This window comes from Laspinema olomoucense D3b (assembly GCF_025370785.1).
GTDB classification, from domain to species: Bacteria; Cyanobacteriota; Cyanobacteriia; order Cyanobacteriales; family Laspinemataceae; genus Laspinema; species Laspinema olomoucense.
In genome coordinates this window covers 177,170-203,736 of sequence record NZ_JAMXFA010000002.1, presented here as the reverse complement: position 1 = coordinate 203,736, position 26,567 = coordinate 177,170, and the positions used below count along the sequence as shown (strand labels likewise).

The window sequence follows — 26,567 nt, the reverse complement described above, 5'->3', positions numbered from 1 at the left end:
GCTGAGCGTCTGTAAGTAGTAGAGATTACCAAAAAAGCTTTTTAAACCCCAAGGGGAAATAATCTATGCAACTACCCACTCGCACCCTGATTGCGCCTCTGTTCGCGGTCCTTTTAGCCGCGATCGCCCCCCATCGACTTCATGCAGAAGTAGTCCAACTGCAACCCCAGTTGAGTAGCGATCCGATCCAACTCCAAGGGACATCCGGTGGAGTGCAAAAAAGTGACTGTGGCAGCATTTCTGAGCAACCCAGTCAAACCCTGGAAGTCGGACAGCAGTTCCCCTATCTCCGGTTAAGAGTCGAAAGTGCCGGAGAACCCACCTTATTAATTGAAGGTCCCACTGGACGGTTTTGCATACTTGCCGATAGTACCGTAGGAGAAAAGCCGGAAATGTCTGGTTTATGGACCGTTGGGACTTATCAAATCTATATTGGCGACCTTGCGGGAGGACAGCATAGCTACACCCTCTCGATTACCCAAAATCCCAACTAGCTGGATTCTCCCTGTTCCAGTTCCCAGTTCAGTGCGGTTTTGACCCGTTGGTATTCCATAATCAGGTCAGAGAAAATATCCGTGACTTCTGGGGGGGGAGGGGTGTTGGAGTTGTGGTGCGATCGCCCAATGGATTCAAGTTGCTGACTCAGATCTGCCAAACTCATTGCACCCACTGCCGCACTCGTTGATTTCAGCGAGTGCGCTGCTTCTTGCAGTTCAAAACTATCATCCTGGGCGATCGCCACCGTCAGCAGGTCAATCAGCTTGGGAGACTCCTCTAAATAAATCTCGATCACCTCTTCCAGGGCCTCAATATCCCGTAACGAGGCTAACATTGCCGGATTCAGAACCGGGGGAGCGATCGCCTTGGACGGGGAAGCCGGAGGATGTTCGGGACCAGACCGGGCTAATTCCGACCCTGGAGCCTCCCCATCGGCTCGGGATAAAGTCGGCGTCATAAGGGGGGAATGGTCTGAATCCAAGGGACACAGGGCCAGCGCTTCCACTAATTCCGGCATACGGATGGGCTTACTGATATAGTCATCCATCCCCGCTTCCAGACAAAGTTCGCGATCGCCCTGCATCGCATTCGCCGTCATCGCAATAATTCGCGGTTTATGCAGCAGTCGGCCATCTCGGGCATCTTCACAAATTTGCCGAGTTGCCGCCAACCCATCCATTTCCGGCATATGAACATCCATCAGGACCACATCATAATGCTGCCGGTCCAACGCTTGCAACACTTCCATCCCATTCCCCGCCACATCAGCGCGATACCCCAACCGATGCAAAATTTGCAGGGCCACCTTTTGATTGACTAAATGATCCTCCGCCAACAAAATGCGTAACGGTTTGTGTTGAGCCATCTGGGGGTCAATGGCGAGGGCGTTCATCAGAACTGGACGAGAAAGAATCGGCACTCCCCCAAAAATTCCCGCCAACACATTGTACAGATAGGATTGTTTAATCGGCTTATTCAGAAATGCAGCAAAGGGGACCTTATGAGGCAAGTCCACTTCCTGTCTGCCAATAGAAGTCAGCATCACCAGGGGGAATTCACGATTTTTGACAATTCCTCGGATGTAGGACGCCAGCGTAATCCCATCCATTTGAGGCATTTGCATATCCAGAATGGCAATGTCAAAGATTTCCGAGTTTTGCAGCCAATCCAAGGCTTCCCGGGCCGAACTCGCGGCCTTAGGCTTCATCCCCCAAAACAAGGCTTGACGAGTTAAAATTTGGCGGTTTGTAGCATTATCATCCACAATCAGCACCCGCTTACCGGCCAAAGACGGTTGAGTGCCATTCAGGTCCACCGGCAAAGGATTGACCGCTGGAGTTGCCATCACCGTGAAATAGAACGTCGAACCCGTGGGTGGGGTATCGGGATGATCGGATTTGGCATCGGTCAAAGTAAAGATACTTTGCTCGGGGTCGGTTCGAGGGGAGAAGTTGTCAGCAATGGCGGGGGCGATCGGCCATTGAAAGGCCGGGTCCGGGTCGCCACCGACTCCCTCGCCACTGACCACCCACATCCGACCCCCCATCAGTTCGCTCAGACGCTTGCTGATGGCTAAACCTAACCCCGTGCCACCATACTCGCGAGTAGTTGAGGAATCTACCTGGGAAAAAGACTTAAATAGGCGATTCATCCGTTCTGGGGGAATGCCGATGCCGGTATCAGACACGGTAAATTGAATTTGACATAAGGGGTTGCTGGTGCTGATATCCGGGTTCCGATCCTTGGGGAGATGACCGTTCCTAGTCTCCTGCGCCTTGAGGATTAAGCTATCCGTCCCGATTCCTTCGGCCTGTTGGGGAGGAATATTCGAGGCACTCACCGAGACCACTACTTCTCCTTTTTCGGTGAATTTCACCGCATTACTGAGCAAATTCACCAAGATTTGCCGGACTCGGGTCACATCGCCGATAATCATTTCCGGAGTAGAGGGTTCGATGAGATAGGCCAACTCTACTCCTTTTTCCGCTGCTCTGGAGGCAAGTAAATCCAGGGAATCCTCAATACAGGAGCGCAGATTAAAGGGTTGCTGTTCCAGGTCGAGTTTCCCCGACTCAATTTTGGAGAAGTCGAGGATATCGTTAATAATGGTGAGCAGGGCATCCCCACTGGCGCGGACAGTTTCCACAAAATCACGCTGTTCGGGGTTGAGGTCGGTATCCAGGAGTAATCCGGTCATGCCTATTACAGCATTCATAGGGGTGCGGATTTCGTGGCTCATGGTGGCGAGGAATTCGCTTTTGGCACGAGTGGCAGCGAGGGCCTCGTCCCTAGCCCGGGCTAAATCCGCAGCGGCAGCACGACGCTCGATTTCACTGCCAATCCACTGCGCCATGAGTTTGAGCAGTTCTTTATCGACGGCTTTAAACGGGCGTCCCAGGGGAGTGCTACTGGAAAAGCTGAGGGTGCCATAAATTTTGCCCCCGACAATCACCCTTGTCCCGATATAAGCTTCTTGGGGAAAGGCGGTTTGGGTAGGGTTGTTGTGCCAGCGCGTGACACTAACGGATTCAAAATAGAGGGGTTCTTTCAGGCGGAGGGTTTCACGACAGTAGGTTTGACTCAAGGGGAAGCGATCGCCGGGTTGCAGGGTATTATCCGGGGATTCAACTGCCATGATTTCATAGCGATCGCCTTTAATCCGAGATAAAATTGCCACCGGCAACCCAAAGCGCCGTTTTCCCATGCTGAGCAACCGTTGCAACCTTTGCTCAAAGCTGAGTTTACGGGAAGAAGTAATTTTATAAAGCGCTCTAATCGAGGCTTCACTTTCCCGCAGTTCCTCATCGGTTTGATGGCGTTCGGTGATATCCCGGGAAATGGCGACTAATTCTTCGATTTGATCCGTCTGGGGATTGCGAACCGTGCGACTGGTACTTTCAAACCACAGGTAATGACCATATTTATGGCGGATCCGGTAGCTAACGGTATAACTGACTTGACCCTTGACCATTGCCAAGTAAGATTCGGCAAGGGTCTTGGCATCCTCGGGATGGAAAAAGTCATAGAGGTTACAGCCGATCAGTTCTTCGGGTTCATATCCCAATAACGAATGACAAGCGGGGGAGACGTAAATAAACTTGCCTTTCGGGGTATGCCGGGAAATCATATCGGTGGAGTTCTCCGCCATCAATCGATAGCGTTCTTCACTTTCTTTGAGCTTATACTGGGACTCTTGCAGGGCTTTGAGCATCCCGTTGATGGTCATCCCTAAACTCGAAAGTTCATCATGACCTACAATTTTAACGCGCATGGACAGGTCCCCTTTGTCGCCGATGCGTTCAACTTTTCGGGTGAGCACCGTCAGTCGCGAGAGGACTAATTTTTCAAATAAGAGCAGGGTTAGACCACTAAACCCCAGACTCACCCCTAACAGAGCCCCGATAAAATAGCGGATGCTGGTTTTACCTTTGGCGTAAATCTCGCGATTGTGGGTGACTTGCAGTAGTAAACGGTTATTGCTGGCGATCGCCGGAAGGGAGGTATAGGCGGCCATTTCCGTTTCGCTGAGGGCCTTGACCACGATAGGCGATCGCATGGGATGACCCTGCTGGATCATCGGCAAGGGTTCTGAGGGCCTCTGGGATGAAGAAGACTCCTCTAACTCGGTTTTGACCTCCTCCAATTCCGGCGGCAAAGCGCTCATCGGGTAAACCAAAAGGGATAATTGGGTCAGGTCCGCGAGGCGATCAATCTCCGCCTGATTCAGAAAGCGTCCGACCCATAAAGTCCCCCGGTACGGACCATCTCCTCGACTGGTGAGAATAGATTGGGCAGCAATCAGGGCCGGTCCCTGGGGAAGCAGGACAATGCCACTGAGGGGGTGGTTGTGGTGTCCGGTTTCGGTGAATTTTTTCTCAACTTGTTGTTGATAAGCCGTGGCTAAATCTTGAATCACCCCAGGCATGGGGATTTCAGTCTTTTGCTGCAAATCAAAGGCTTTGCTAAAAACAGGTTTTCTTTGTTCGTCCAGGATCAGCAACAGATTCAGCTTTAACTGAACGAAGGTTTCATTGCCAAAATTTGAGTTAACGTAGTTAGGATCTCCCGGGGTGATAAAGCTGTAGGTATCGTCCCATTCCGCATGATAGCGAGCGATGGATTCCAGTTCGTTAATGGTTTCCTGGAGGGACTGCAAGCCTCGGACGGCATCTTGATGGACAACTTTCTGTTCTAATTCTTTGAAGTCTCCCAGTAAAATACTCGATGCTGTAGCGTACAGCACGACATTTAGACCTAACAGGGTCGTGCCGACTATAATCAGTATTTTCTTTCGCAATTTCATAGAATGCTCACACCCTCATCTTCGTTACTCAACCGATCCACCAAAACGGTAGTTCCGGCGAAGAAATCGTTTATGATGGCACGACCTAACTGCACGGAATAAGAGTGGCGCGATCGCTCCATAATTCTATAGATCTGTGATCGGTTCGCTATATGGCCTACTGTATCGCCTAGTTTGGAACTGGCGGCATCCCCCACCCCCCTAGAGTGTCGGTTCCCGATTTGATAAACCGGACAAGAAACTCAATTTCTTGTCCAAATTGGGTGCTAATGAGTAGAGAGGCTTGAAAGAAACCCCGTTCTCTTCCCTCTACTATACCGAGGCTCTAGGCCAGAATGTGATTACAATAAAACAGCCTCATCCTTATAAAGGGGTTGATCCGCGATCGCGTATCTTGCCCAGGGGATTACCCCAGGGTTGAGGTCCTGCTGATCCCGGGTGCCTTTGTCAGCTCGATCATCCCGTTGCGGGACTGGGGGAGCCTCAGACCTATAATGCCCAATCCAACTCCCGAATCAGCATTATTTGATTATCGCTTATGGCTCCAGTGAAGTAAAGAATCCAGACCCTGCAAAACCCGAGGGGGGTCTCGCAGTCAAGTCCGGTGACTTTTCAGTAATTGTGCGGTTTGCTCGGGTTCCACCAGGGTGTTGGCACAGAGGATTCCCGATGCTGCCACCGCAGGAACCCCAATGCCGGGAAGGGTGCTATCCCCCACTCGGTATAATCCAGCAATGGGGGTATGAATACTGGGAAAGGTTCCTTTGCCAGCGGCGATCGCCGGACCATAGGTGCCTCGATCTCGCCGCAGGAATTTGGCATGGGTGAGGGGCGTCCCAATCAGTTCCAGGACGATGCGATCGCGTAGATCAGGAATAATCCGTTCTAAGGCTCGAAATAAAGATTGTGCTCGCAGTCGCTTCCGCGCTTTATAACTGACATCGGACTGCCAAGACTGGTAGGGTTCCATCGTATAAGCATGAATCCCATGATGTCCCGGTGGGGCCAACTTTGGATCCCAGACCGAGGGAATGGAAATCATACAGGTATTCCCCGGTTCGGTGAGGTCGCGATCGCAATCATGGACCACCACATGATGTCCCGTCAGCCCAGTTAATCCTTCGGCTTTAATCCCCAAATGCAGGTGCATAAAGCTATCCAGCACCGGGGTTTCTAAGGCTTGACGGCGGTAGGACTCCGGGAGGTCCTCCGGCGCAAGCAGATGGGTATAGGTATCCCAAATCGTGGCATTGGAAATGACAATGGGGGCCTTGAGGATGGTGCCATTTCGCAGCCGCACCCCGGTGACTCGCCCCGCCTGGACCAAGATGCGCTCCACATGAGCATTCAGGCGCAGTTCCCCTCCCCATCGGGTTAATCCCCGCACTAGGGCTTCGATCATGGCGGTACTCCCCCCAATCGGATAGTCGATGGCGCTGCGACTGCGTTCTCCGAACATAAAGGCCACTTCTGGGGCGATCGTGCCGTGAGCTTTGAATCCAGAGAGTAAGAAGCATTCTAGGTCGATTAAACGCCGGACGAAGGGGTCTTTCACATCGCGATCAAGGATTTGACCCACGGACCCTTGAATCTCCCGAAGATGGGGCAGTAATTGGAGCAAGGCGGGCCAGTATGACAGGAGAACGGGTAACAGCTTGCGATCGCTTCGCAAGATTAAAGTAGGAATGCTTTTGAGGGCGTCATACAAGGACAACATTCGCCGTTCAAACCGCTGGAGTTCCTTGGCTCCAGCGGGGGTAATGGCAGCAATTTCTGCCCGATAGCGATCGCAACTGCCGTAAATGGGCAGAATAATGTCCCCTAAATGATAATGTCCCAAGGGGTCGTAGGCGATGGTTTGCACCGCTTCTCCCAGAACTTCCAGGACTTGGCGCAGGGGGTTTAGGCTTTGGGAATCTCCCAGTCCGCAGTAAAAGGAGGGTCCGGAGTCGAAGTGAAATCCCTGGCGAGAAAACCCATGAGCTGCACCTCCGGCGATCGCATGACTCTCACAAACAAGCACGCGCTTGCCATACCGAGCGAGTAAAGCTGCTGTGACTAACCCGCCAATTCCACTGCCGATGGCGATCGCATCATACTCTGTCATCTGCCTCTTCTCCCTGGACTACTCACTCACGGTTCTACTAAAAATGGGCGCTCAGTTTAATTCTGCATATCTCCATTTGGCATCGTCGTGTGGCTAAATATCGCCCCGGCAGTATTAGCGCCACTCATTTCTGCTCGGATTAAGCTGGCTTTAGTCAAGTTAGACCGCATTAAATTCGTTCTCGCCAAATATGCCTCACATAGATTCGCCTCGTTCAAGAGCGCATGAGACAAATTTGCCCGACTTAAATCCACCCGCGATAGATTCGCCCGGGTTAAATTCGCCCCGGATAGGTTGGCTTTCCCCAGTTTGGCATCGGCTATAATTGCCATATCCAGTTTAGCTCCCTCCAAATTCGCGTCGCCCAACAGCGCTCGTTCCAGCTTGACATTTGTCATACAAGCCCCGCTCAAATCCACATAAGACAGATTCGCATCACTCAGAAACCCTCCGTTAACAATCGCTGCGGCCATTTTCGCCCGTTCTAAATTCGCCCCGCGCAAGTTCGTTTCGGTGAGATTTGCCCCACTTAAATCCGCCTTCGTCAAGTCCGCACCGCTGAGGTTGACCCCGCGCAAATCCGCTCCCCGTAAATCCGCTCCCCGCAAATTCGCCGCACTGTATATTCGCCGTTCCTCCCGGAAGTTGGCCCCGCGCAAACAGGCCCCGCGTAAACAAACCCCGCTCAAAGTCGTTCCGCGTAAATCCGCATCGCTGAGGTTCGCATCCAGTAGATTAGCTAAATTGAGGTTCGCTTTGCGAAGATCGGCGCCTTGGAGAGTCGCCCCATGTAGGTCCGCATCACTGAGATTTGCCCCGGAGAGATTGGCTTGATTAAGATTAGCACCACTGAGTTTGGTACTGACTAGGTAGGCTGCACTCAAGTTGACTCGGCTCAAGTAGGCAAAAATTAGGTCCGCTCCGTGGAGGTCCGCTCCCCGTAATTTCGCCCCAATTAAATCCGCCCCGCGCAGGTTCGCACCCCAGAGACTGGCTCCGTTAAAATTGGTTTCTCCGGCTGTATAGCGCCGCAATAATTCTTCGACATTCATCAACATTATCCCTCTTTCCCCGCTTTTTCCCCTGACATTAATCCCTAGATTTAGGGTTGCCCTTCTTTATCCGGACCCATTTCAAGACGTCGAGTTATCTTCTCGCTCAATGGGTTGATTTCTTTCCGCTTCTTCTAAGTTTATCAGAAGTTCCAGGAATTGAGAAGTAGCCTGTTTGACTTGAGTGATAAAATCTCCCATCGTTTCATATTTGACTGAAATTCCGTCTTCAATATCGAGAGGTTCGAGTTCGTCGCTAATTTCCCGTTCGAGATGATTTAAGCGGTTTTCAATAAATTGAACAATTTCTTCCACACTCTGGTTGACTTTAAGAGTTAGTTTTTTCTCCAGTTCTTGTTTTTGTTGAACTGGATCAATTTTTTTGAGGGCGTTTAACGAAAATTTGCGATCGCTTCTGTTCAGACTCTCGAAATTCAGCGAGATGGGCGGTAACACTTCGCTCAATATATCGCTACCGTCCTCACTTTCTTCCCTAATCTCACTGTAATCATTATCGTCGTCATCCGGAATGAAGCCGTGACTGGCACTGCTGTCTTCGTCGGCCCCCTCTATTTCAGGCAGAGCATTCCAGCGATCGCTCCCGGGAGAGAGCGAGTCGGGCAGGGGTGGCAGTTTCCCGATGGGGGAATATAACGGCCTCATGTATTGCACAATCACGCCAGCAGATTGGTAGTTTTCATCCGCTTCCGGGAGATTTTTGGCAGTTTCATATAAGTGAGATTCCAGAGCTTCGACGCTGGGACAGAGTTCATAAATTTGCTGTAACAGTTCGTCAAGCTGGATTTTTTTTAAGTTGAGCCAGTCTTCATCCCGATTAAATTCAAAAAGGCGATCAAGTGCCGAGAAGATGAGGATTTTTGCCCGTAATGGACTCGTATGCTGAACGACTTTGAGCCGCAAATCAAAGATTTTTTCTCCGGTGATGGCACCCAGTGCTTCCGGTGGAGTCGGAAGGTCAAAGTCAGTTTCATTGGTAAAATCAGAAACAATGACCAGGGTATTTGCTAAATCGGGAGGGGTTGGAAACTCTGAGAGTCCCGGCTGAGTTAAACCATCATCATAAAATTTACCTAGATTAGAAATTAAAATTTGTGCCACTAAAGCATATTGTTGCGGTTTATTAATATTACTGACAATTCCATCTAAAGAAAATTTAAGATTGTCTAAACTGCCAGTTACTTCGCATACTTCAATAATTAAGTCCCGTAAGTTCAAAGCCGCTAGTAAGTCAGCATTATTTTCCCATCTTCCCTGACACACACAAAGCATTAATTTTTTAATGCGGGTTAGATTGGTTTCCTGCTCTAAGTTCCGAATGGTTTCATCGAGCAACTGTAAATTTTTCATATTGGCCTCCAGATATGTATTGCCAATTAAGGACTGAGGTTGACTGGGAAAAGAAGCTACAGACACAGGGTTACAGTTACTTATTAAAGCATGAGATGGAGGGGGACTAAAGATTTTTTCACTTTTCTCCAGGGAACTGTCCCTTTCATGGGCGATCGCCTCTTCTCCACCCTGGGATAAGGGGTCTGCGGTATCCTCGCTCATGAAGGGAGAAAACCCGATTTCTCTGGGATAAATTGGGGTGAAAGTCCCTACTATTGCCAGAAAAGCGGGTTTCTGAACCGGAATACTTTTGAGGATACCGATGGGTTAGGTCACTGAGGGGTTTTACCCCTCGGGATCCTAAAAAACCGGAGGTCTCTCTCGGGCGATCGGTCTTACAATGCGATCGCAATAACATCGCCGTAGTCAGATAATTCCTCTGTCTCTATAGATTATAACTAACAGGGGTGAGGGAGCTAAAATATGAAACTGATAGAGCGATGCGCAGCAATTTTGACCAATATTGGTCTGATTGTCCCCCTATTTCCTCTCCCACAGAACCTCATCACCCTACTCACCCTTGTCCCCAAATTTTATAAAAACTCCACTTCACCAAAACATCACTTCATGAATAAAATGCTGAGAATATAATTTATAATTACCTTTACCAAATTTTATAAGTCCGCACTAATAACGTTAACATTTTATGATGCCATAACATAAAAATACTGCAAGTTTTAGCGGTTTTATAATTCACACTAATTAGTGATTAATCTAAAATTTTTCACAGTCAAAAATGAATGCTGGAATGATTTTAACAGCTTGCAATTTTAATTCTGTTTGATATTGTATAACTGCCCATTTTTCTTTGATAGAAAAATTTTCTCAAAAAATACTTTATAAATATTTTATATATAACTTATACTATCAAGCTTCTATAGTTGTATAAACAAGCTAAATTGTTGGTAACCAAACAAGCCAAGAACCATGTGAAGAAGTCGGCCAGGGACATCTAAAGCGAAGCGATGCCACAGGCTTGAATTGACGCACAGATGAGCGGTGCAACTGGGGTTCAATGACAAACTACTGCAAGCCGCGCTATCTAATTTTTTTTTCTAAAACTGTCCGGACTATCGCAGATCTAGTCTGAAAAGATTTTGTATTTATCTGCGTGCTCTGCCCAAGCGAAATTCCTCCCCACCGGGTAAGAAGGATAGCCGCCCAGTCAGTCTAGCTGACTCTTGCACCTACTGGCATGATGTACCTTAAGTCATGGCATAGATTCTACTGTTGTTAACCGATGCCCACTCACTTTTTAGCAACCACATGGACCCCCAAAATATTCCCTATCTTTCTCACCAAAATTGCCCTGCTTCTGAAAAACTGAAAATTAGCCAGCTTTCCCGTTCGCAGTTCCAACCCCGAAGCTACTTCGATGAAACTGCAATGGCGGAACTGACCAAGAGTGTCAAACAACATGGAGTGCTTCATCCGATTATTGTGCGGCCTCTTGGAGAAAGTCGTTATGAATTAGTTGCGGGGGAACGCCGATATAAAGCAGCCAAAGCAGCGGGACTCAGTGAAGTACCCGTTGTCATTCAAACACTTAGCGACTTAGAAGTTGTCCAGTACGCCTTGATGGAAAACTTACAACGGGAAGATTTGAACCCGGTGGAAGAAACCGAGGGAATTTTGCAACTACTAGAACTGAAGCTAGAAAAGGATAGAGAAGCAGTAATATCTTTACTGAATCAAATGGCTAAAGTAAAAAGAGGGCTGGCGGACAGCGCTGTCCGCCAGGAAGAGCAGCAAGTAATTGAAGCTATTTTTCAAAGTATTGGCCGACTTTCTACTGAAGCCTTTAGAACTCATCGGCTTCCTCTGCTTAAACTGTCTCCTGAAATTCTTGAAGCGTTACGCCAGGGTCGCATCGAATACACAAAAGCCAAGGAAATTGCTAAGTTGGGGTCTAAGGAGGAACGAGTCGAACTTTTAGAAGCTGCGATCGCCCAATCTTTCTCTCTGCGACAAGTGCAAAAAATAGTCAAAGAAAAGAAAATTCCTAAAGAAGAAGACCAGTTAAAAACGGAAATTAACAGTATCTCCAAACGCTTCAGCCGCTTTAAAGCCTGGAACAATCCCAATAAGCGGGCTGAAATAGACGAGTTATTGAAGAAACTCACTCTCTTGTTGTCTGAGGAAGAGCAATAAAAAACTTTGCAGAATTCAGGTAAGGATTCCGAGTGGAGGGAGTATAATCTTATCCAGTCCTCCTCTTTTTTTAAGCAGTTCCTCTGTTCTTATAGCAAGTCCAGTGGATTAACTTAAAAAAACATTTCTTCCTCTTTTCCCCCATTCTTTACAAGGATGTGGGGAAAGGGGGTTAGGTCAGTGTGGGTGTCCAGCAAACATGATATAAGAGGAAGGGGACAAGCAATACAGTTTCTTGCCCCCTTCCTCTAATCCTGTAAGTGTCGCTTTAGGAACTCTCGTCCAATATATAGCACTTGTTTGAGTAGCTGTTCAATGCTTAAAGGTCTAAATTTCGCCGAGTCTTACCCTAATAAAAATCATCTGTATTTCATTTATTGGTTGGTATTTATAGCTACTATTTTATTGAGATAATTAAGTAATAAAATAAAATAAAGGGTGTCTTATTTTTGAAATTTATTCACTTTCTGGGCAAAATAGTTAAAGTGCTAATACTGTAAAACAAGGAAACTTTTGTAGTAAGCAGGAACATTTCCGGAGCTATAGACTCTCCCTTGTATGAGTCATTAACTAAACTCAGAACAAAGAACAAGAGGGAATAGAGTTGCTGGGTTTTAGGATTTAATTTAATGGGTATTTCCTGCGTCTATTATTTATATCAACTTAAGAGAACACGTGACCTTATGAGACTTGTACTAGCAACGGCTTCATTATTTACCGTGGCCTTTTTGGCAACTTCAATGTCTAATACTGAAAGTGCCGATCGCGCTAATGCGAAACTCGCTCTGAGTTTGAAACCGGATGAAATACCCCCGACACAAGAGGCTAAAGATACAAAATTTGTAGAAACACCCGCAACGGAAATTACTCCTTCCGCACCAGAAAATTCCCCGGAAATTGACTCATCTGCGATCGCATCCACGGCGATCGCTCGGGTTGAACCCTCTGGGGGCCAACCACTGTCTCAAAAAGGGGAAACTGTTCGGGAACTGCGTTTAGAAGGCCCTAGGCGCTCTCCCTTGTTCATTCCTGAGTTTAGTGCCGCTTCTCCTTGGGCAAATGTTGCACCTCCCGAGCAGATCGCTTCTCAGCCTTTGTTAGAGCAAGGTTCCGTCCCTAGATATTCACCGCCACCCAGAGCACCAGTGGCAATGCAGGAGCAAGGAGGTTCTCTCACTCCTGCGGCTGCACCTGTTACCCCTGTGGTCACAGAAATTAGTGAGAAGCCCAGAGTTAGAGTAGAAAATGTGAGCAGCGATCAGCCTATAAATTGGGTGTCGGTGCAGGAACATCCAGACAATTCCTTTTCTGAAATCGTCGCCGTTCCCTCGACCCCCAAATGGAGTCAACCCCGGATTGAGATTCCACCCGTTGTTCAAGCCGCTCAGGGTCAGGAGTTAGCGCTTCCGCAGATTCCCCCCCCGCCGGTAAACTCTGTGGCGATCGCTACCGAGTCGATTCCGATTCAGGTTCCCCAAGTGGTTCAAGAGAGCGATTCTGCAAGCCTAGGAAGTGCGAGAGATTTATTACCAATGGACTCAGGGGAAGCGAACAATCCCGCACCGGCGATCGCACTGGTCCAATCCCCAGGCAATTCCACCCCCGGGCGATCCACTAACCCAACCCCCTTCTATCGCCCCGATCCGCGAGGAATTCAAATAATTGAAGAGCAGGTACAGCAACTTCAAGAAAGCGCTGAAATTCAGCCCAGTATCGAAGCCTCACCCGCTCTGAGTATCTTCAATCCTACGGGATATGGCGCAGATCGCAACACCGGGTATATTTCCGCGACCTATCAATCTCGCACCCGATTTGTTGACAATAGTGATGGAGCTCTCGCCATTGGCTTTGGGGTTGGTGATGCCCGGGATCTCGTTGGGGTAGAAGTGAGCTATACTCTAGCCAGTGTCTTTGGGAACAATCGCGATATCGGTACGGGCGGCTTTAATGTCAAAGTCCATCGTCAATTTGCCAATGACTGGGCGATCGCGGCTGGATGGAATGGATTTCTATTTCTTGGAGAAGATGATGGTGTCCAGAACTCACTTTATGGCACGGTTACGAAAATAATTCATACCCAAGAATCTCTCTCTTCCCCGTTAAGTCGGATTGCCATTACTGCTGGAGTGGGCAATGGACAATTCCAAACTGAAGATGCCCTGGAAGACGAGCGCAATGGCATTAATGTATTTGGAAGTATGGCCGTGCGAGTGATAGAACCTGTTAGTGTCATTGCAGAATGGACCGGACAAGATTTGGCTGTGGGTGCTTCCATTGCCCCCTTTAAAAATATTCCCTTTGTGATTACCCCGGCGGTGCGAGATCTAGCCGGGGCTGGGGATGGACCCAGATTTGTTTTAGGGGCGGGTTTAGGCTGGAGATTTTAGTCAATGAAATAGGAGCAGTGGTTATGGTTAATATCAGAATCAAAGGGGCGATCGCCGCATCTACTGTGGGAACTGTATTTTGGATTGTCAGCGCCCTGGCAAATCCCCCACAGCAGTCAGATAGTACGGGAACGAATAGTTGGAACAATACCGCCCCTATCTTTGAGATTGAAAGCCAACTCGATCCCCAAACTTTAATTCAAGCCCAAGAGCTATATCAAGCTTTACAAGAGGCTTATTCGGCTTGTGTTGCTTCTGTAGAACAAGCTGAAAATCTTCCTCGGCGCTTTAGCAGAAGACCCCCAGAAAATTCGGGAATTTGCATCAGTTCAGAATGTACTCAATACAACCGATTACTGGAAGAAACAAAAACATTCTTAAGTCTTCTCGACATTCCTGAAGAAGAAAAACTTAAGGCACTTCAAAATTTAAGAACTTGGTAGTGAAGAGGAACTGTGCTATGCTAGGTAAAATCGGGTTCAGAACCAGCTGGTTCTTAGGAGCAGTTGCTTCTTTGTCCGCCCTCGGTTTACTCAATCCCCTATCAGTCAAAGCGACGGGTGAAAATCAATTTGATAATACCGGAATCGTGTTTGACTTAGAGACTATTGTAGAGTTTGAATTTATCGAATCCAACGGGGCTTATCAAGCCACTTTTGGAGTAATGAATTTACAAACGGGCGAAAAAACCCCTTTGCTTGTTGAAGTCAAACCCGCCGATAGGGTACAAAGTGTCGAAGCTGAATCTACTTACGAGGACAATTCCGGCGAGAGCGTCAGCAATGATTTTAAAGGGACTCCAGGGAATGCTGTTCCTCAACCCTTAGTCGCCTTTAAATTTCAGGCTAATACGCCCTATCTATTTTACTTAGAATCTACGTTAAATGGTCGTTCTGCCGGAATTCTATATTCCATGAATAGCCGAAACCCAGGCGGGAATAAGCAACTCAGATTTGAAGGAGACTTTTCCACTCTCGGAACTGGAGGAGTGGCCTTATCCTGGGATGACACAGGTTCTTTATTAGTTGATCCAGCATTGGAGGACCAGGATTTTGATGATTTTATTATTCAAGTGGGCGGAAATTTGGACTGTCCCTTTGATAACGAAGAAACATCCCAGTGAAATCCCGCCCCTCTCTGACCCAGAGGTTAGTGAGTTGGGGGATTGACAATAATGGCTCGCTTATAAAATTAAAAAAATCTTACCTTCCTCACACTTCTAGTTATTCCTGACGTTGAAATCATGGATATCGATGGTAACTCTCCACCTTTCTTTCAGCAGTTGAAGGGGGCATCCCCTTCCGTTCAAACTCCTTTACCTGCAACGATATTACCTCCTCTCAATAATGATGCTGATGCTCTAAATCTTCGACATTTGCTCTCCGTTGCCCGCCGCCGGATTTTTATATTTGCCGGAGTCAGCATCGCTGTAACTTGTGGCGTTTTGGTGAAAGTCTTGACCCAAACCCCGATTTATGAGGGAAATTTTAGATTGTTAGTGGAACCGATTAAAGGACAGGATAATCTTGAACAACTTAATCAAGCTTTAACTCAAAATACTGGAAAAGGAGAAAGCTTAGATTATGAAACTCAAATGGAAGTTCTTTTAAGCGGCCCCGTCCTTAATCCTGTTTTCACCAACATCCAACAAAATTATCCAGAATTGGAATTTAGCGAGTTTATAGCGAATTTAAGCATCCGAAGATTGAAGTTAACCAAAATATTAGATATTCGCTATCAGGACACCGATGCAAAAAAAATTCAAATTATCTTAAAAGAGTTGGCAACGGGCTACATTCATTATTCTGAAATGGAGCAGCAGACCACCCTACGTCAAGGATTGGAATTTGTAGAAACCCAGTTGCCTCGGCTGCAACAGAGAGTCGATACCCTTCAAGAATACTTAGAACAATTTCGCCAACACTATAACCTAATTGATCCGGAACAAAGCGGACAGATTTTATCTCAGCAGATTGGAAGTTTGGTCCAAGAAAGACAACAGACAGAATCCCAGCTCGTGCAAGCGCAAGCCCTCTACGGGAAATTAAGAGGGCAGTTAGGGTTGGAACTAGAACAAGCGATGTTAGCAACCTCCCTGAGTGAAGCACCTCGCTATCAAGATTTATTGAATCGGTTTCATGAAATTGAAGCAAAACTGGCGCGAGAGTCTACTCGGTTTACGGCGCAAAGTCCCGCTATGCAAGCTTTGATTGATGAACGGAATAGTTTATTACCTTTATTGCAAGAGGAAGCTTTATTAGTTCTTGGACCCAACGTCTCTCAAATTCGGGGAGATATTCGCGGATTATCCACTCCTAACTCACTGCGGAATGATTTGACTGGAAAGCTGATAGAAACCGTCAATTTGATGGAAACAACTCGGGCGAGACAATGGGCGATCGCTCAAGCTGAAACGATTGTGCAACAGCAAATGCAAGAACAAGCGACGTTAATGCGTCAATACACAGACTTACAGCGAGAACTGGAATTAGGAACCGAAAGTTTAAATCGATTTTTAGCCGTTCGAGAAAATCTTCAAATTGAATCCGCTCAAAAAGCCATGCCCTGGCAACTGATTTCGCAACCTGAAGTTGGCACTTTTCCCATTTCACCCAATTTGTCTCGGAGTTTACTCCTAGGGGTGATTGCGGGTTTAATGGCAGGAATTGGGGCGGCTTTATTAGCGGAAAAACTGGATACAAAATTCCATTCTGTTGAAGACATAAAAGATTATATGGGCTTCCCCATCTTAGGAACCATTCCCTTTGAAAAAGACCTGAAAGAGAGCCTAACGGTCTCTGATGGAGAAAACCTAGTTCAAGCATCTGGCGGCTACCTATTTTCTCAGTTTTTTGAAGCCTTCCGTTCTCTCCATGCCGACCTTTATTTTATGAGTCCGGATCAGCCCCTCAAGTCCATTGTAATCAGCTCTACATTGCCAGCCGAAGGGAAGACCACAATTTCAATGAAACTGGCTGAAGCTGCATCAGCAATGGGAAATCGGGTTTTATTAGTGGATGCAGATTTACGTCGTCCTCAAATCGATCGCCGCATGGATTTACCCAATGTCTGGGGATTAAGCAATTTAATTTCTACGGATTCTCTCAATGCTCAAGACAGCATTCAGCAGTCGGCAGTTAATCAGAATTTATATGTTTTAACTGCAGGACAAATCCCCCCAGATCCCGCTCGCCTCCTTTCGTCTCAACGCATGAAACAGTTAATTGAAGAGTTTAAAACGAGTTTTGACTTAGTGATTTTTGATACCCCTCCATTAGGGGCAATCTCCGATGCTAAGTTTTTAGCACCTCATACCGATGGTTTAGTCATGGTGATCGGTATGGGTAAAAGCGATCGGGCTATTTTACGAGAAGTTTTTGATGGATTAAAAATGTCTCGCACCCCAGTCCTGGGCCTAGTCGCCAATGGCGTTAAACAATATTTACCGACTTCCTATAACTACTATGAACGATACTATGCACCTAATGAAACTCAAACTTCTTCACGCTAGATTGGTTTTGTACTTTTTCAGTTTTAGGCACAATTAATTCACGAAATATTACAGGAAGTGTATGAAATAATTAGCCCATAAAATTTTTAAAATGCAAAATTTTATTTTAAAATTCAACCGGGTTTCTGAAAACCCCTGAGAATACTACATCACCACCTTGCCAAACCACCCAAAACAAATATGATCAATAAAAATTTCCAATCCAGAAATTACCCCACCTATTTGATTACTGGGGGTGCAGGTTTTATAGGCTCTCATCTATCAGAAGCATTGTTAGATAAAGGCTCTCTAGTGCGAGTCATCGATAATTTATCAACTGGAAGTATCGATAATATTCGCCACTTACTAGATCGCCCAGACTTTCACTTTGCCTACGCTGACATCACCAATGATATGGTGTTGGATAGACTGGCATCAGAAGCGGATATCATCATTCATTTAGCCGCAGCCGTGGGCGTCAAACTGGTGGTGGAAAATCCCGTACAGACCATTAAGACGAATATCATGGGAACCGAGAAAGTCCTAGAAACGGCACATCGGTATCGGGCAAAAGTCGTCATTGCCTCCACCTCAGAAGTCTATGGGAAAGGACATAGTATTCCATTCCGAGAAGATGATGATGTGGTACTCGGACCAACCAGTCGCAATCGATGGGGGTATGCAGCCTCAAAGATGGTGGATGAATTTTTAGCGTTGGCTTATTATCACGAGAAAGGATTGCCCGTGGCGATCGCCCGTCTGTTCAATACCGTCGGACCCCGACAAACCGGACGCTATGGCATGGTGATTCCCCGCTTGATCCAACAGGCACTCCAGGGAGAACCTCTCACTGTATATGGAGATGGCCAGCAGTCCCGCTGCTTCCTCCATGTGCAAGATGCAGTCAGAGCACTGATTGGCCTCGCCGAGTCTTCCGAAGCCATTGGGGAAGTTTTTAATGTAGGCTCACAACAGGAGATTACGATTTTAGATTTAGCCCAGCGGATTATTGATCGAGTGGGAACTACAGGAAATAACAAGCTGTCTGAAATTCAAACGATTCCTTATGGGCAAGCCTACGCACCTGGATTTGAAGATATGCAGCGGCGTTTTCCGGACTTATCCAAGATTGCCGAGTATATAGGCTGGCAACCCACGCGATCGCTCGATGAAATTTTGGACGATGCGATCGAGAGTTTTACCACATCCAAGAATGTTGTGGTTGCTTAACATTGAGGGGAGTGTATTCATACCATCCATCCTTAATTCAAGCCGTTTAAACCTCTCATGCTTTTTAGTAGATGATCTGGATGACCGACATCGAAGCAATTTATAAATTGGTGTTGCGAAACTTGCAGGTTCAAAACTATGCAGAGCTTCTCCCCGAAGCACAAGAGGCCATGTTGAGGGAAGTCAATTGTTTACTTGAATCTCCCAAACTCCTAGAGCATCAAAAAAAACAGTTATCTCTTTCGTGGCGGTTATTAGAACAGTGCAGCCCTAGTTTTGAAAAAGCCTCAAAGGGCTATTGACATGACCCTGAGACAGAAGAGTGAGGAACGAGTGGTTAATGATAATTATGCCAACGTAGCTGCTATAGGATGCGGATATTGGGGCAAAAACTTAGTGCGAAATTTTGCAAACCTCGGTAAACTCCGGTGGATTTGCGATAAGAATGAAACGGCGTTAAACAATCAAGCCCAACTTTATCCAGAAGTCCATAAAACTGGAGACTTTGAAGCGGTGTTGGCCGACGAACAGACTCGGGCAGTGGCGATCGCTACCCCAGCAGCCTTGCACTACACTCAAGTCAAACAAGCCCTTTTACAGGGTAAAGATGTTTTTGTAGAAAAACCTTTAGCGCTTCACTATCGAGAAGGTCGAGAACTGGTCGGACTGGCCCGAGAAAAAAAGGCCATTCTCATGGTGGGACATATTCTCGAATATCACCCAGCCGTTACCCTTTTGAAGGAGATTATTCAGCGCGGCGAACTGGGCAAAGTTTTATATATGTATTCCAACCGCCTCAACCTTGGAAAAGTTCGGGCAGAAGAAAATATTTTGTGGAGCTTTGCCCCTCACGATATTGCTGTTATTTCTAGTTTGATTGGTCAGGAACCCAGTGTCGTTAGTGCATCAGGGGGTACTTATTTGCAGTCTGGTATCGTCGATGTCACAACAACCAATTTGCAGTATAATGACGGAACAAAAGCGCATATTTTTGTCAGTTGGTTGCATCCTTTCAAAGAACAAAAGTTGGTGGTTGTCGGCGATCAAAAAATGGCGGTTTTTGACGATACCATTCGGGAAGGGAAGCTAAAAATTTACGACAAAGGAATTGAGTGGCAAGGAGGTTTGCCCGTTGCCCGCCAAACTTCAGAAACAACCTTATTTATACCGGAAGCAGAACCGCTGAGATTAGAATGCCAACATTTTCTCGATTGTATCCAAGAGCGCAAGCAACCCCTAACTGATGGCATCAGTGCCTTAAAAGTGCTGAAAGTATTGGAGGCGAGCCAGATATCCCTCGAAAGAGGTGGCATTCCTGTTAATCTTACTGAAATGGAGCAAGGGGTGCTGGTATGAGCGACTATTTCGCCCACGAATCCACCTATGTAGATGAGGGCGCAGAGATTGGCAGAGGAACCAAAGTTTGGCATTTTTCTCATATTATGGGAAAAGCTAAAATTGGGGAGAATTGCACATTAGGACAAAATGTGTTCGTGGCTAACTCGGTCAAGATTGGTAACAGTTGCAAAATTCAAAATAATGTTTTGCTTTACGAGGGAGTAATTCTCGAAGATTACGTTTTTTGTGGGCCAAGTATGGTGTTTACCAACGTGAAAACGCCCCGTTGCGAGTTTCCGCGCAATACCCGTGAAGACTACGTTACAACCTTAGTAAAACGGGGAGCGAGTATTGGAGCAAATGCTACGATTGTTTGTGGTATCACCCTCCATGAAAGTGCATTTGTCGCAGCGGGAGCAGTGGTCACAAAAGATGTACCGGCTTATGCAATGGTGGCGGGTGTTCCCGCGAAAATCACCGGCTGGATGAGCGCCTACGGTGATGTTCTCACATTCGACAGCAATGGCTATGCGGTGGATTCAACAGGGGCAAAATATCAGCAAGTTTCTGAAAGGGAAGTGGTAAAAGTTATATGAGTGAGATAAAAATTCCCGTTCTCGACCTGAGTCGTCAATATCAGAGCATCAAGGCAGAGATTCAAGCGGCTATTAATCGCGTGCTGGAATCCGGGCAGTTTATTATGGGACCGGATGTCAAGTTATTTGAGCAGGAAGTCGCGCAGTATGTGGGAGTTAAACACGCGATCGGTGTAAACTCGGGTACAGATGCCCTGGTGATTGGCTTGCGGGCGCTGGGAATTGGGAAAGGAGATGAGGTGATTACTACTCCATTTTCCTTTTTTGCCACAGCGGAATCGATTAGCAATGTGAGAGCAAAGCCAGTTTTTGCGGATATTAACCCCAGAAGTTTCAATATTGACCCCAAAGAGATTAAAGCCAAAATTACCCCTCGGACTAAGGCGATCATGCCTGTTCACCTCTATGGGCAACCCGCAGCGATGGGTCAGATTATGGAGATTGCCCAAGAGCATGGTTTAAAGGTGATTGAAGACTGCGCTCAATCTTTTGGGGCAAAATATTGGGGAACTTGTTCGTCTTGTGATGGTCATTGCCAGCAATCCACGCGGGAGTCACTGCGGGGGAAATTTACGGGGGCGATCGGCGAGCTCGGCGCTTATTCCTTCTTCCCTTCCAAAAATTTGGGAGCTTATGGGGATGGTGGTATGATTGTCACTAATGATGACCATGTGGCAGAAGTAGCGCGGATGTTGCGGGTGCATGGGGCCAAAAAGAAGTATCATAATGAAGTTTTGGGATATAATTCCCGTCTAGATACGTTGCAAGCGGCGATTTTGCGGGTGAAGTTGCCTTATCTGGAACAGTGGAATGAGGGCAGACGTAAGGTGGCTAAAACTTACAATGAGTTATTGGCGGATGTTGCGGGGATAATCACTCCAGAGTTCGCGGATGGTCATGTATTTCACCAGTACACGATTCGGGTTGTGGATGGAAAACGGGAGAAGGTGAAGGGATATTTGGGTGAGCAGGGAATTGGGTCGATGATTTATTATCCTGTGGCGCAAGACCAGTTGCCTGTTTATCAGGGACAGTATCCTAAGATCCCAGTGAGTGATTTGTTGGTAACTGAAGTGTTGAGTTTACCAATTTGGGCTGAGATTAGTTATGCAAACCAGGTGAAGGTTGTAAAAGTATTAAAAGAATTTTTAGGCAAATTGATATCTCAATGATTCTTCCTAAAAAAAATAGTTTTTCAAAAGATGTACTCAAGCTAGTTTCTGGAACAGTATTTGCTCAAGCTCTAAGCATTATAGTTTCGCCTTTACTAACTCGCTTTTATAGCCCTGAAAATTTTGGTTTGTCTGCGCTATTTAGTTCTATTACAACTATTGTGGCTGTTGGTTCTTGTCTGCGTTACGAACTTTCTATTATGTTACCAGACAATGATGAGGAAGCTGCTAATCTTCTGGGCTTAAGTTTGGGATTGGTAATTTTAACTAGCACTTTATCAGTTCCTCTGATTTGGTTCACAAAACCCTTGATAGTAGGCTGGTTAAGTTCCGAAGAACTCGGTTTGTACTTAGGGTTAGTCCCACTGACAGTTTTTTTCAGTGGAGTGTTTATGGCTCTAAATTATTGGAATTCTCGAACCAAGCATTTTGGTCGTTTATCAATCGCTCGGATCGTCACTTCAGTAACTACAGTGGGGACACAACTGAGTGGAGGTTACATGGGTTATCGAACAGGAGGAGTCTTAATTGGTGCTGGTGTAGTAGGTTCCGCTCTTTCGAGTTTAGTATTGGGACAACAAATTTGGCGCGATGATGGTTTTAAGTTACGGCACAGTATCAGTATGGGGGGAATGATATCAGGGCTAAAACGGCACTACAGATTTCCTTTGTATGATTTATCCGCTTCGTTGTTTAACAATATTTCTTGGCAATTACCCGCTTTTTTATTGTCGGCTTTTTTTTCAATGACAACTGTAGGATATTACGCTTTAGGCTTTCGCATAATTAGTCTCCCTATGAATTTAATTGGTCAATCTATCAGTCAAGTATTCTTCCAAAGAGCTTCTGTTGCCCAACATGATTGTACTCTCGCTAGAACGGTTGAAAATACATTTAATTATTTAGTTAAATTTTCACTATTTCCTATATTAATGTTAACTTTAATCGGAGGAAATCTTTTTTTAGTCTTTTTTGGAAATCAATGGTATGAAGCAGGCGTTTATGTTCAAATTTTAGGAGTTTGGTCATTTTTTTGGTTTATTTCATCTCCGTTAAGTACGGTTTTTACTATATTGGAGAAACAAAAAAAATTATTTTGGATACAGTTATTGATTTTTACATCTCGCTTGCTATCCTTGTCGTTAGGAGGATATATGGGTGATGCCAGAGTTGCACTGAGCTTGTTTAGTATTTCAGGAATTATGGTTTATGGATATTTGGGCATTTTAGTATTTGAGTTGTCAGGAATTAGCCATAAGAAATTTTTTACGATAATTTTTAAAAACTTATTCCTATTTGTTCCATCTGGAATTATCATGAGTATTTTGTATATTGCGAAAGCTGATGACTGGTTACTTCTTTGTTTTAGTTTTGGGTTAACTTTCATGTATTATTGTTGGCTCTTGTGGGAAAATAAAAACTATTTTATTTCAATAAATCAATAAAATAGTTTTTATTGATTTTAATATTAATGAACAATTAGTAAAGGATAAAAAATATGAACAATGAATTAAATTACTATGAAAATAAAGATTTATGGCCAAAAGAAAGGTATTTAAAAAATGACTTAGAGCTAAAACGCTTTATGCAATGTGCTGATATGATTCCGGGCTGTGTGACTTCTTTGTTAGATGTAGGCACTGGAAATGGAGCTTTTATTAGCTATCTAGAAACTCAAAATAAGCCGATTAATTATTTAGGAGTAGAGCGATCTAAAGCAGCAATTGAATGTAGAGTATGTAAGTCTGATATTTTGCGAGGTTCGATTGACAATCTTCAGTTTGAAGATCACTCATTTGATTTAGTATCTGCTTTGGAAGTGATTGAGCATTTGCCTTATATCAATTATAATAAGTGCTTGACAGAAATTGAAAGAGTTGCTAAAAATTATATATTAGTAGCCGTTCCTTATCGCGAGAAACGAAAAAATGTAAAATGTTTTTACTGCGGTTGTCATTTTAATCCAATATATCATATGAGGAGTTTTGACTTAGAAAAAAATGAGGAGTTATTTAAGGACTTTCAAGTCATAAATTATAAAATAGTGACCCGAGAAGTTTATGCCTGGAGTTTTTTGATAGGATTCAATCTGTCAAATATATTTATAAAAAAAAATGTTATGCCCGATTACAGTTTATGCCCTCAATGTGGTTTTTCAGGATCTTTAATTTCATCAAACATAAACCTCCAATCTTCTCCCCCATCATTACCAGCAAAACCCTCTTATTTTAAAGAATTGCTAAAATCTATATGGCCTAAAAAAGAACAAGAAGTTTGGATTATAACTTTGCATAAAAGGTTTAAAACCTAAAAAATTAATTACAGGTCAGGATATATGTAATGTTAAAAATTGCCACAGTTGTGGGAGCAAGACCGCAATTTATTAAAGCTGCAACAGTATCTCGGGTTTTACGTTCAACCCCAGACATAACAGAAATATTAGTGCATACAGGACAACATTATGATGCCAATATGTCTGAGGTATTTTTTCAAGAATTGGAAATTCCCCCACCAGATTATCACTTAGGTATTGGCTCTGGGACTCATGGCGCTCAGACTGGGCGAATGTTAGAAGCAATTGAAGGAGTTTTACTGGAAGAAAAACCAGACTGGGTTTTAGTGTACGGTGATACCAACTCAACTCTGGCAGGGGCACTCGCAGCAGTCAAGCTACATATTCCCGTGGCTCATATAGAGGCAGGATTACGTTCTTTTAATTGGCAAATGCCCGAAGAAATTAATCGAGTGCTAACCGATCGCGCTTCTAATTTGTTGTTTGCCCCCACCGAAGTAGCAGTAGAGAATCTACGTCGCGAAGGTATTCATCAGGGAACCATTCATTTAGTCGGTGATGTCATGTATGATGCGGCCCTATATTATGGGTCAAAAGCGGCAATTTATAGCTTTATTTTAAAGCATCTCAATCTTCGGTCAAAAGGGTACATACTTGCGACCATTCATCGAGCAGAAAATACAGACTACTCTGCAAATATTCAGGCAATTTTTAGGGGACTAATGCAGGTAGCAGCAGAGATTCCAGTGTTACTCCCTCTACATCCTCGAACGCGCAAAGCTTTAGAGCAAAATAATCTAATGATTCCGGTTTCTAATTGTTTACAAATAATTGAACCTGTTGGATATCTGGATATGGTTATGCTGGAGAAAAATGCTCGTTTAATTGTCACGGATTCTGGTGGGGTGCAGAAAGAAGCCTTTTTCTACCGAGTTCCTTGCGTCATATTACGGGAGGAAACAGAGTGGGTTGAACTGGTGCAATCAAGGTGGAATCGATTAGTGCCACCAAAAAGTGATATCGTAGTTAGATGTGAAGTCTTCAATTCATTGACTTTACCAGATGGCGATCTGAATTCCCGTACAGTTTACGGTACAGGTCAGGCAGCGAAACAGATTGTCAAAATTTTAAAATGATCTTTTCAATAGTTCTTCTTTAGGTTTGATTTATTATGCGTATTTTAATTGTATCAGCGTATTTTCCTCCTTTTAACACTATTGGATCTGTTCGCGTTGGCAAGATGGCTAAATATCTTTCTCAATTCGGCAATGATGTGAGAGTTCTTACAATCAAAGACCATCCTGTCGAACAGAGTCTTCCTTTAGAAATTTCATCAGCCAACGTAATACAAACTAACTACATTAATTATATAGACTGGATCAGACCCAGAAAATTAGTCCACCTATTTTTTGTAATCAAAAGTAAGTTTTCTAAAAGAAACGTCGATCTTAATACTGAAAATACACTAGAATCTACTAAAGCATTTGGGCTTAATAAAATCATTGAAAAAATTCGCTTGATTTATGGAAACATCTTATATTTTCCCGATAGTATGCTTGGCTGGATTTTTCCCGGAATGGCAGCAGCGTCACATTTGCTAGAAGAGTGGAAACCTGATTTAATCTATGCAAGTTCACCACCACCTACTTCGTTGATATTGGCTCATCTTATATCAAGAAAGTATGGAATTCCTTGGGTAGCAGAACTCCGAGATCTTTGGGTGGAGAATCCAGCGTATGATTTACTTTTTTCTCAATGGAGAAAAAAATTAGAAGCTCCGCTAGAACGATTAATTTTTTCTTCGGCACAAGGTTTTGTAACTGTTTCAGAGCCCCTCGCAGAAATACTTAAAGAAAAATATCAAAAATCTGTTGGAGTGATTTTGAATGGATTTGATTTTCCAAACGATTTTGTTTTTAAAAACACAAGTAAAAATACTTGTCTAAGAATTGTTTATACTGGCAAGCTTTTTCCTTTATCCGAGACTGAAAGCATCCGCAAACCAGATCCGCTTTTTAAAGCCTTAAAGTTATTGGGAGAGGTTGCACAAAATAACGTGGAAGTAATTTTTTATGGAGCAGATAGTGAATTTGTCGAAAAGATTGCTATTCAATATAAAGTTGAACACATTGTAAAAAGTTATCCACCGATACCTTATCAAATGTCTCTTGAAGTTCAATTAGAAGCCGATATCTTACTGTTAATTTTATGGAACGATCCACGAGAAAAAGGAGTTTTTACCGGAAAATTATTTGAATATATCGGAGCGCATAGACCAATTTTAGCGATCGGGTCTTCGGAAAGTGCCGCAGAAAAACTAATTCAAGATAGAAAAGCGGGCGTGACTCTTAACGATCCTGAAGAGATCGCCGAGCAACTACTAAAATGGATTCATCAAAAAGAAACAATAGGTCAAATTCCAGGTTTAACTCCCGATGTTTTAGTTGGACTGTCTAGAGAAGAACAAGCCAAAAACCTTGAAACTTTTCTAAAAACCCAAATCCTGCAATAGAAACATAGAATATAGTGGGTTATAACCA

19 protein-coding genes are annotated in these 26,567 nt (G+C 45.0%); 15 read left to right on the top strand and 4 right to left on the bottom strand.

The window, feature by feature from the left end; all coding sequences use genetic code 11:
• Positions 1 to 65: 65 nt before the first annotated feature.
• On the top strand, positions 66 to 494 hold the full coding sequence (locus NG792_RS02100; protein ID WP_261234332.1) for a hypothetical protein: 429 nt from the start codon (positions 66 to 68) through the stop codon (positions 492 to 494).
• Here NG792_RS02100 and NG792_RS02095 read toward each other — a convergent pair.
• From NG792_RS02095 to NG792_RS02080, 4 genes are all read right to left on the bottom strand, one after another.
• Positions 491 to 4,801: a response regulator gene (locus NG792_RS02095; RefSeq protein ID WP_261200005.1), complete on the bottom strand. Its 4,311-nt coding sequence runs from the start codon at positions 4,799 to 4,801 to the stop codon at positions 491 to 493. The two genes, NG792_RS02100 and NG792_RS02095, sit on opposite strands and share 4 nt — an antisense overlap.
• 595 nt (positions 4,802 to 5,396) lie before the next feature.
• Entirely contained in the window at positions 5,397 to 6,908 is a 1,512-nt protein-coding gene (locus NG792_RS02090) for a phytoene desaturase family protein (protein WP_261234331.1), read from the bottom strand.
• Between the two features lie 56 nt (positions 6,909 to 6,964).
• Positions 6,965 to 7,960: a pentapeptide repeat-containing protein gene (locus NG792_RS02085; protein WP_261234330.1), complete on the bottom strand. Its 996-nt coding sequence runs from the start codon at positions 7,958 to 7,960 to the stop codon at positions 6,965 to 6,967.
• Between the two features lie 81 nt (positions 7,961 to 8,041).
• Positions 8,042 to 9,532: a hypothetical protein gene (locus NG792_RS02080; protein ID WP_261234329.1), complete on the bottom strand. Its 1,491-nt coding sequence runs from the start codon at positions 9,530 to 9,532 to the stop codon at positions 8,042 to 8,044.
• Between the two features lie 1,104 nt (positions 9,533 to 10,636).
• On the opposite strand from NG792_RS02080, the gene NG792_RS02075 reads away from it, so the two are divergent.
• The 14 genes from NG792_RS02075 to NG792_RS02010 all read left to right on the top strand — a co-directional run bounded on the left by NG792_RS02075 (position 10,637) and on the right by NG792_RS02010 (position 26,539).
• Complete coding sequence (locus tag NG792_RS02075; RefSeq protein ID WP_261234328.1) at positions 10,637 to 11,521, top strand: ParB/RepB/Spo0J family partition protein; 885 nt, start codon at positions 10,637 to 10,639, stop codon at positions 11,519 to 11,521.
• Positions 11,522 to 12,204: 683 nt separating this feature from the next.
• Entirely contained in the window at positions 12,205 to 13,908 is a 1,704-nt protein-coding gene (locus tag NG792_RS02070; protein ID WP_261234327.1) for a ribonuclease E domain-containing protein, read from the top strand.
• Positions 13,909 to 13,931: 23 nt separating this feature from the next.
• Positions 13,932 to 14,351 (top strand): hypothetical protein, encoded by a 420-nt coding sequence (locus NG792_RS02065; RefSeq protein ID WP_261199999.1) that lies wholly within the window; start codon positions 13,932 to 13,934, stop codon positions 14,349 to 14,351.
• A 17-nt stretch (positions 14,352 to 14,368) separates the two neighbouring features.
• Entirely contained in the window at positions 14,369 to 15,031 is a 663-nt protein-coding gene (locus NG792_RS02060; protein WP_261199998.1) for a DUF4114 domain-containing protein, read from the top strand.
• Positions 15,032 to 15,151: 120 nt separating this feature from the next.
• Entirely contained in the window at positions 15,152 to 17,419 is a 2,268-nt protein-coding gene (locus tag NG792_RS02055; RefSeq protein ID WP_261199997.1) for a GumC family protein, read from the top strand.
• A 180-nt stretch (positions 17,420 to 17,599) separates the two neighbouring features.
• Entirely contained in the window at positions 17,600 to 18,628 is a 1,029-nt protein-coding gene (locus tag NG792_RS02050; protein ID WP_261234326.1) for a GDP-mannose 4,6-dehydratase, read from the top strand.
• A gap of 80 nt (positions 18,629 to 18,708) precedes the next feature.
• Entirely contained in the window at positions 18,709 to 18,930 is a 222-nt protein-coding gene (locus NG792_RS02045) for a hypothetical protein (RefSeq protein ID WP_261234325.1), read from the top strand.
• A 1-nt stretch (position 18,931) separates the two neighbouring features.
• Positions 18,932 to 19,984, top strand: coding sequence for a Gfo/Idh/MocA family protein (locus tag NG792_RS02040; protein ID WP_261234324.1), 1,053 nt, complete (start codon positions 18,932 to 18,934; stop codon positions 19,982 to 19,984).
• Positions 19,981 to 20,562 carry an acyltransferase gene (locus NG792_RS02035; protein WP_261234323.1) on the top strand — a complete coding sequence of 194 codons (582 nt, stop codon included), beginning with the start codon at positions 19,981 to 19,983 and terminating at the stop codon, positions 20,560 to 20,562. The genes NG792_RS02040 and NG792_RS02035 overlap by 4 nt, the downstream gene beginning before the upstream one ends.
• A complete protein-coding gene (locus tag NG792_RS02030; RefSeq protein ID WP_261234322.1) occupies positions 20,559 to 21,734 on the top strand; it encodes a DegT/DnrJ/EryC1/StrS family aminotransferase in 1,176 nt (391 codons plus the stop codon). The genes NG792_RS02035 and NG792_RS02030 overlap by 4 nt, the downstream gene beginning before the upstream one ends.
• Positions 21,731 to 23,179, top strand: coding sequence for a lipopolysaccharide biosynthesis protein (locus NG792_RS02025; protein WP_261234321.1), 1,449 nt, complete (start codon positions 21,731 to 21,733; stop codon positions 23,177 to 23,179). Before NG792_RS02030 ends, NG792_RS02025 begins: the two co-directional genes overlap by 4 nt.
• Before the next feature lie 53 nt (positions 23,180 to 23,232).
• Positions 23,233 to 24,045 carry a class I SAM-dependent methyltransferase gene (locus tag NG792_RS02020; RefSeq protein ID WP_261234320.1) on the top strand — a complete coding sequence of 271 codons (813 nt, stop codon included), beginning with the start codon at positions 23,233 to 23,235 and terminating at the stop codon, positions 24,043 to 24,045.
• 29 nt (positions 24,046 to 24,074) lie between these two features.
• Positions 24,075 to 25,163 carry a non-hydrolyzing UDP-N-acetylglucosamine 2-epimerase gene (gene wecB, locus NG792_RS02015; protein ID WP_261234319.1) on the top strand — a complete coding sequence of 363 codons (1,089 nt, stop codon included), beginning with the start codon at positions 24,075 to 24,077 and terminating at the stop codon, positions 25,161 to 25,163.
• 35 nt (positions 25,164 to 25,198) lie between these two features.
• On the top strand, positions 25,199 to 26,539 hold the full coding sequence (locus NG792_RS02010; RefSeq protein ID WP_261234318.1) for a glycosyltransferase: 1,341 nt from the start codon (positions 25,199 to 25,201) through the stop codon (positions 26,537 to 26,539).
• Positions 26,540 to 26,567 lie beyond the last annotated feature (28 nt).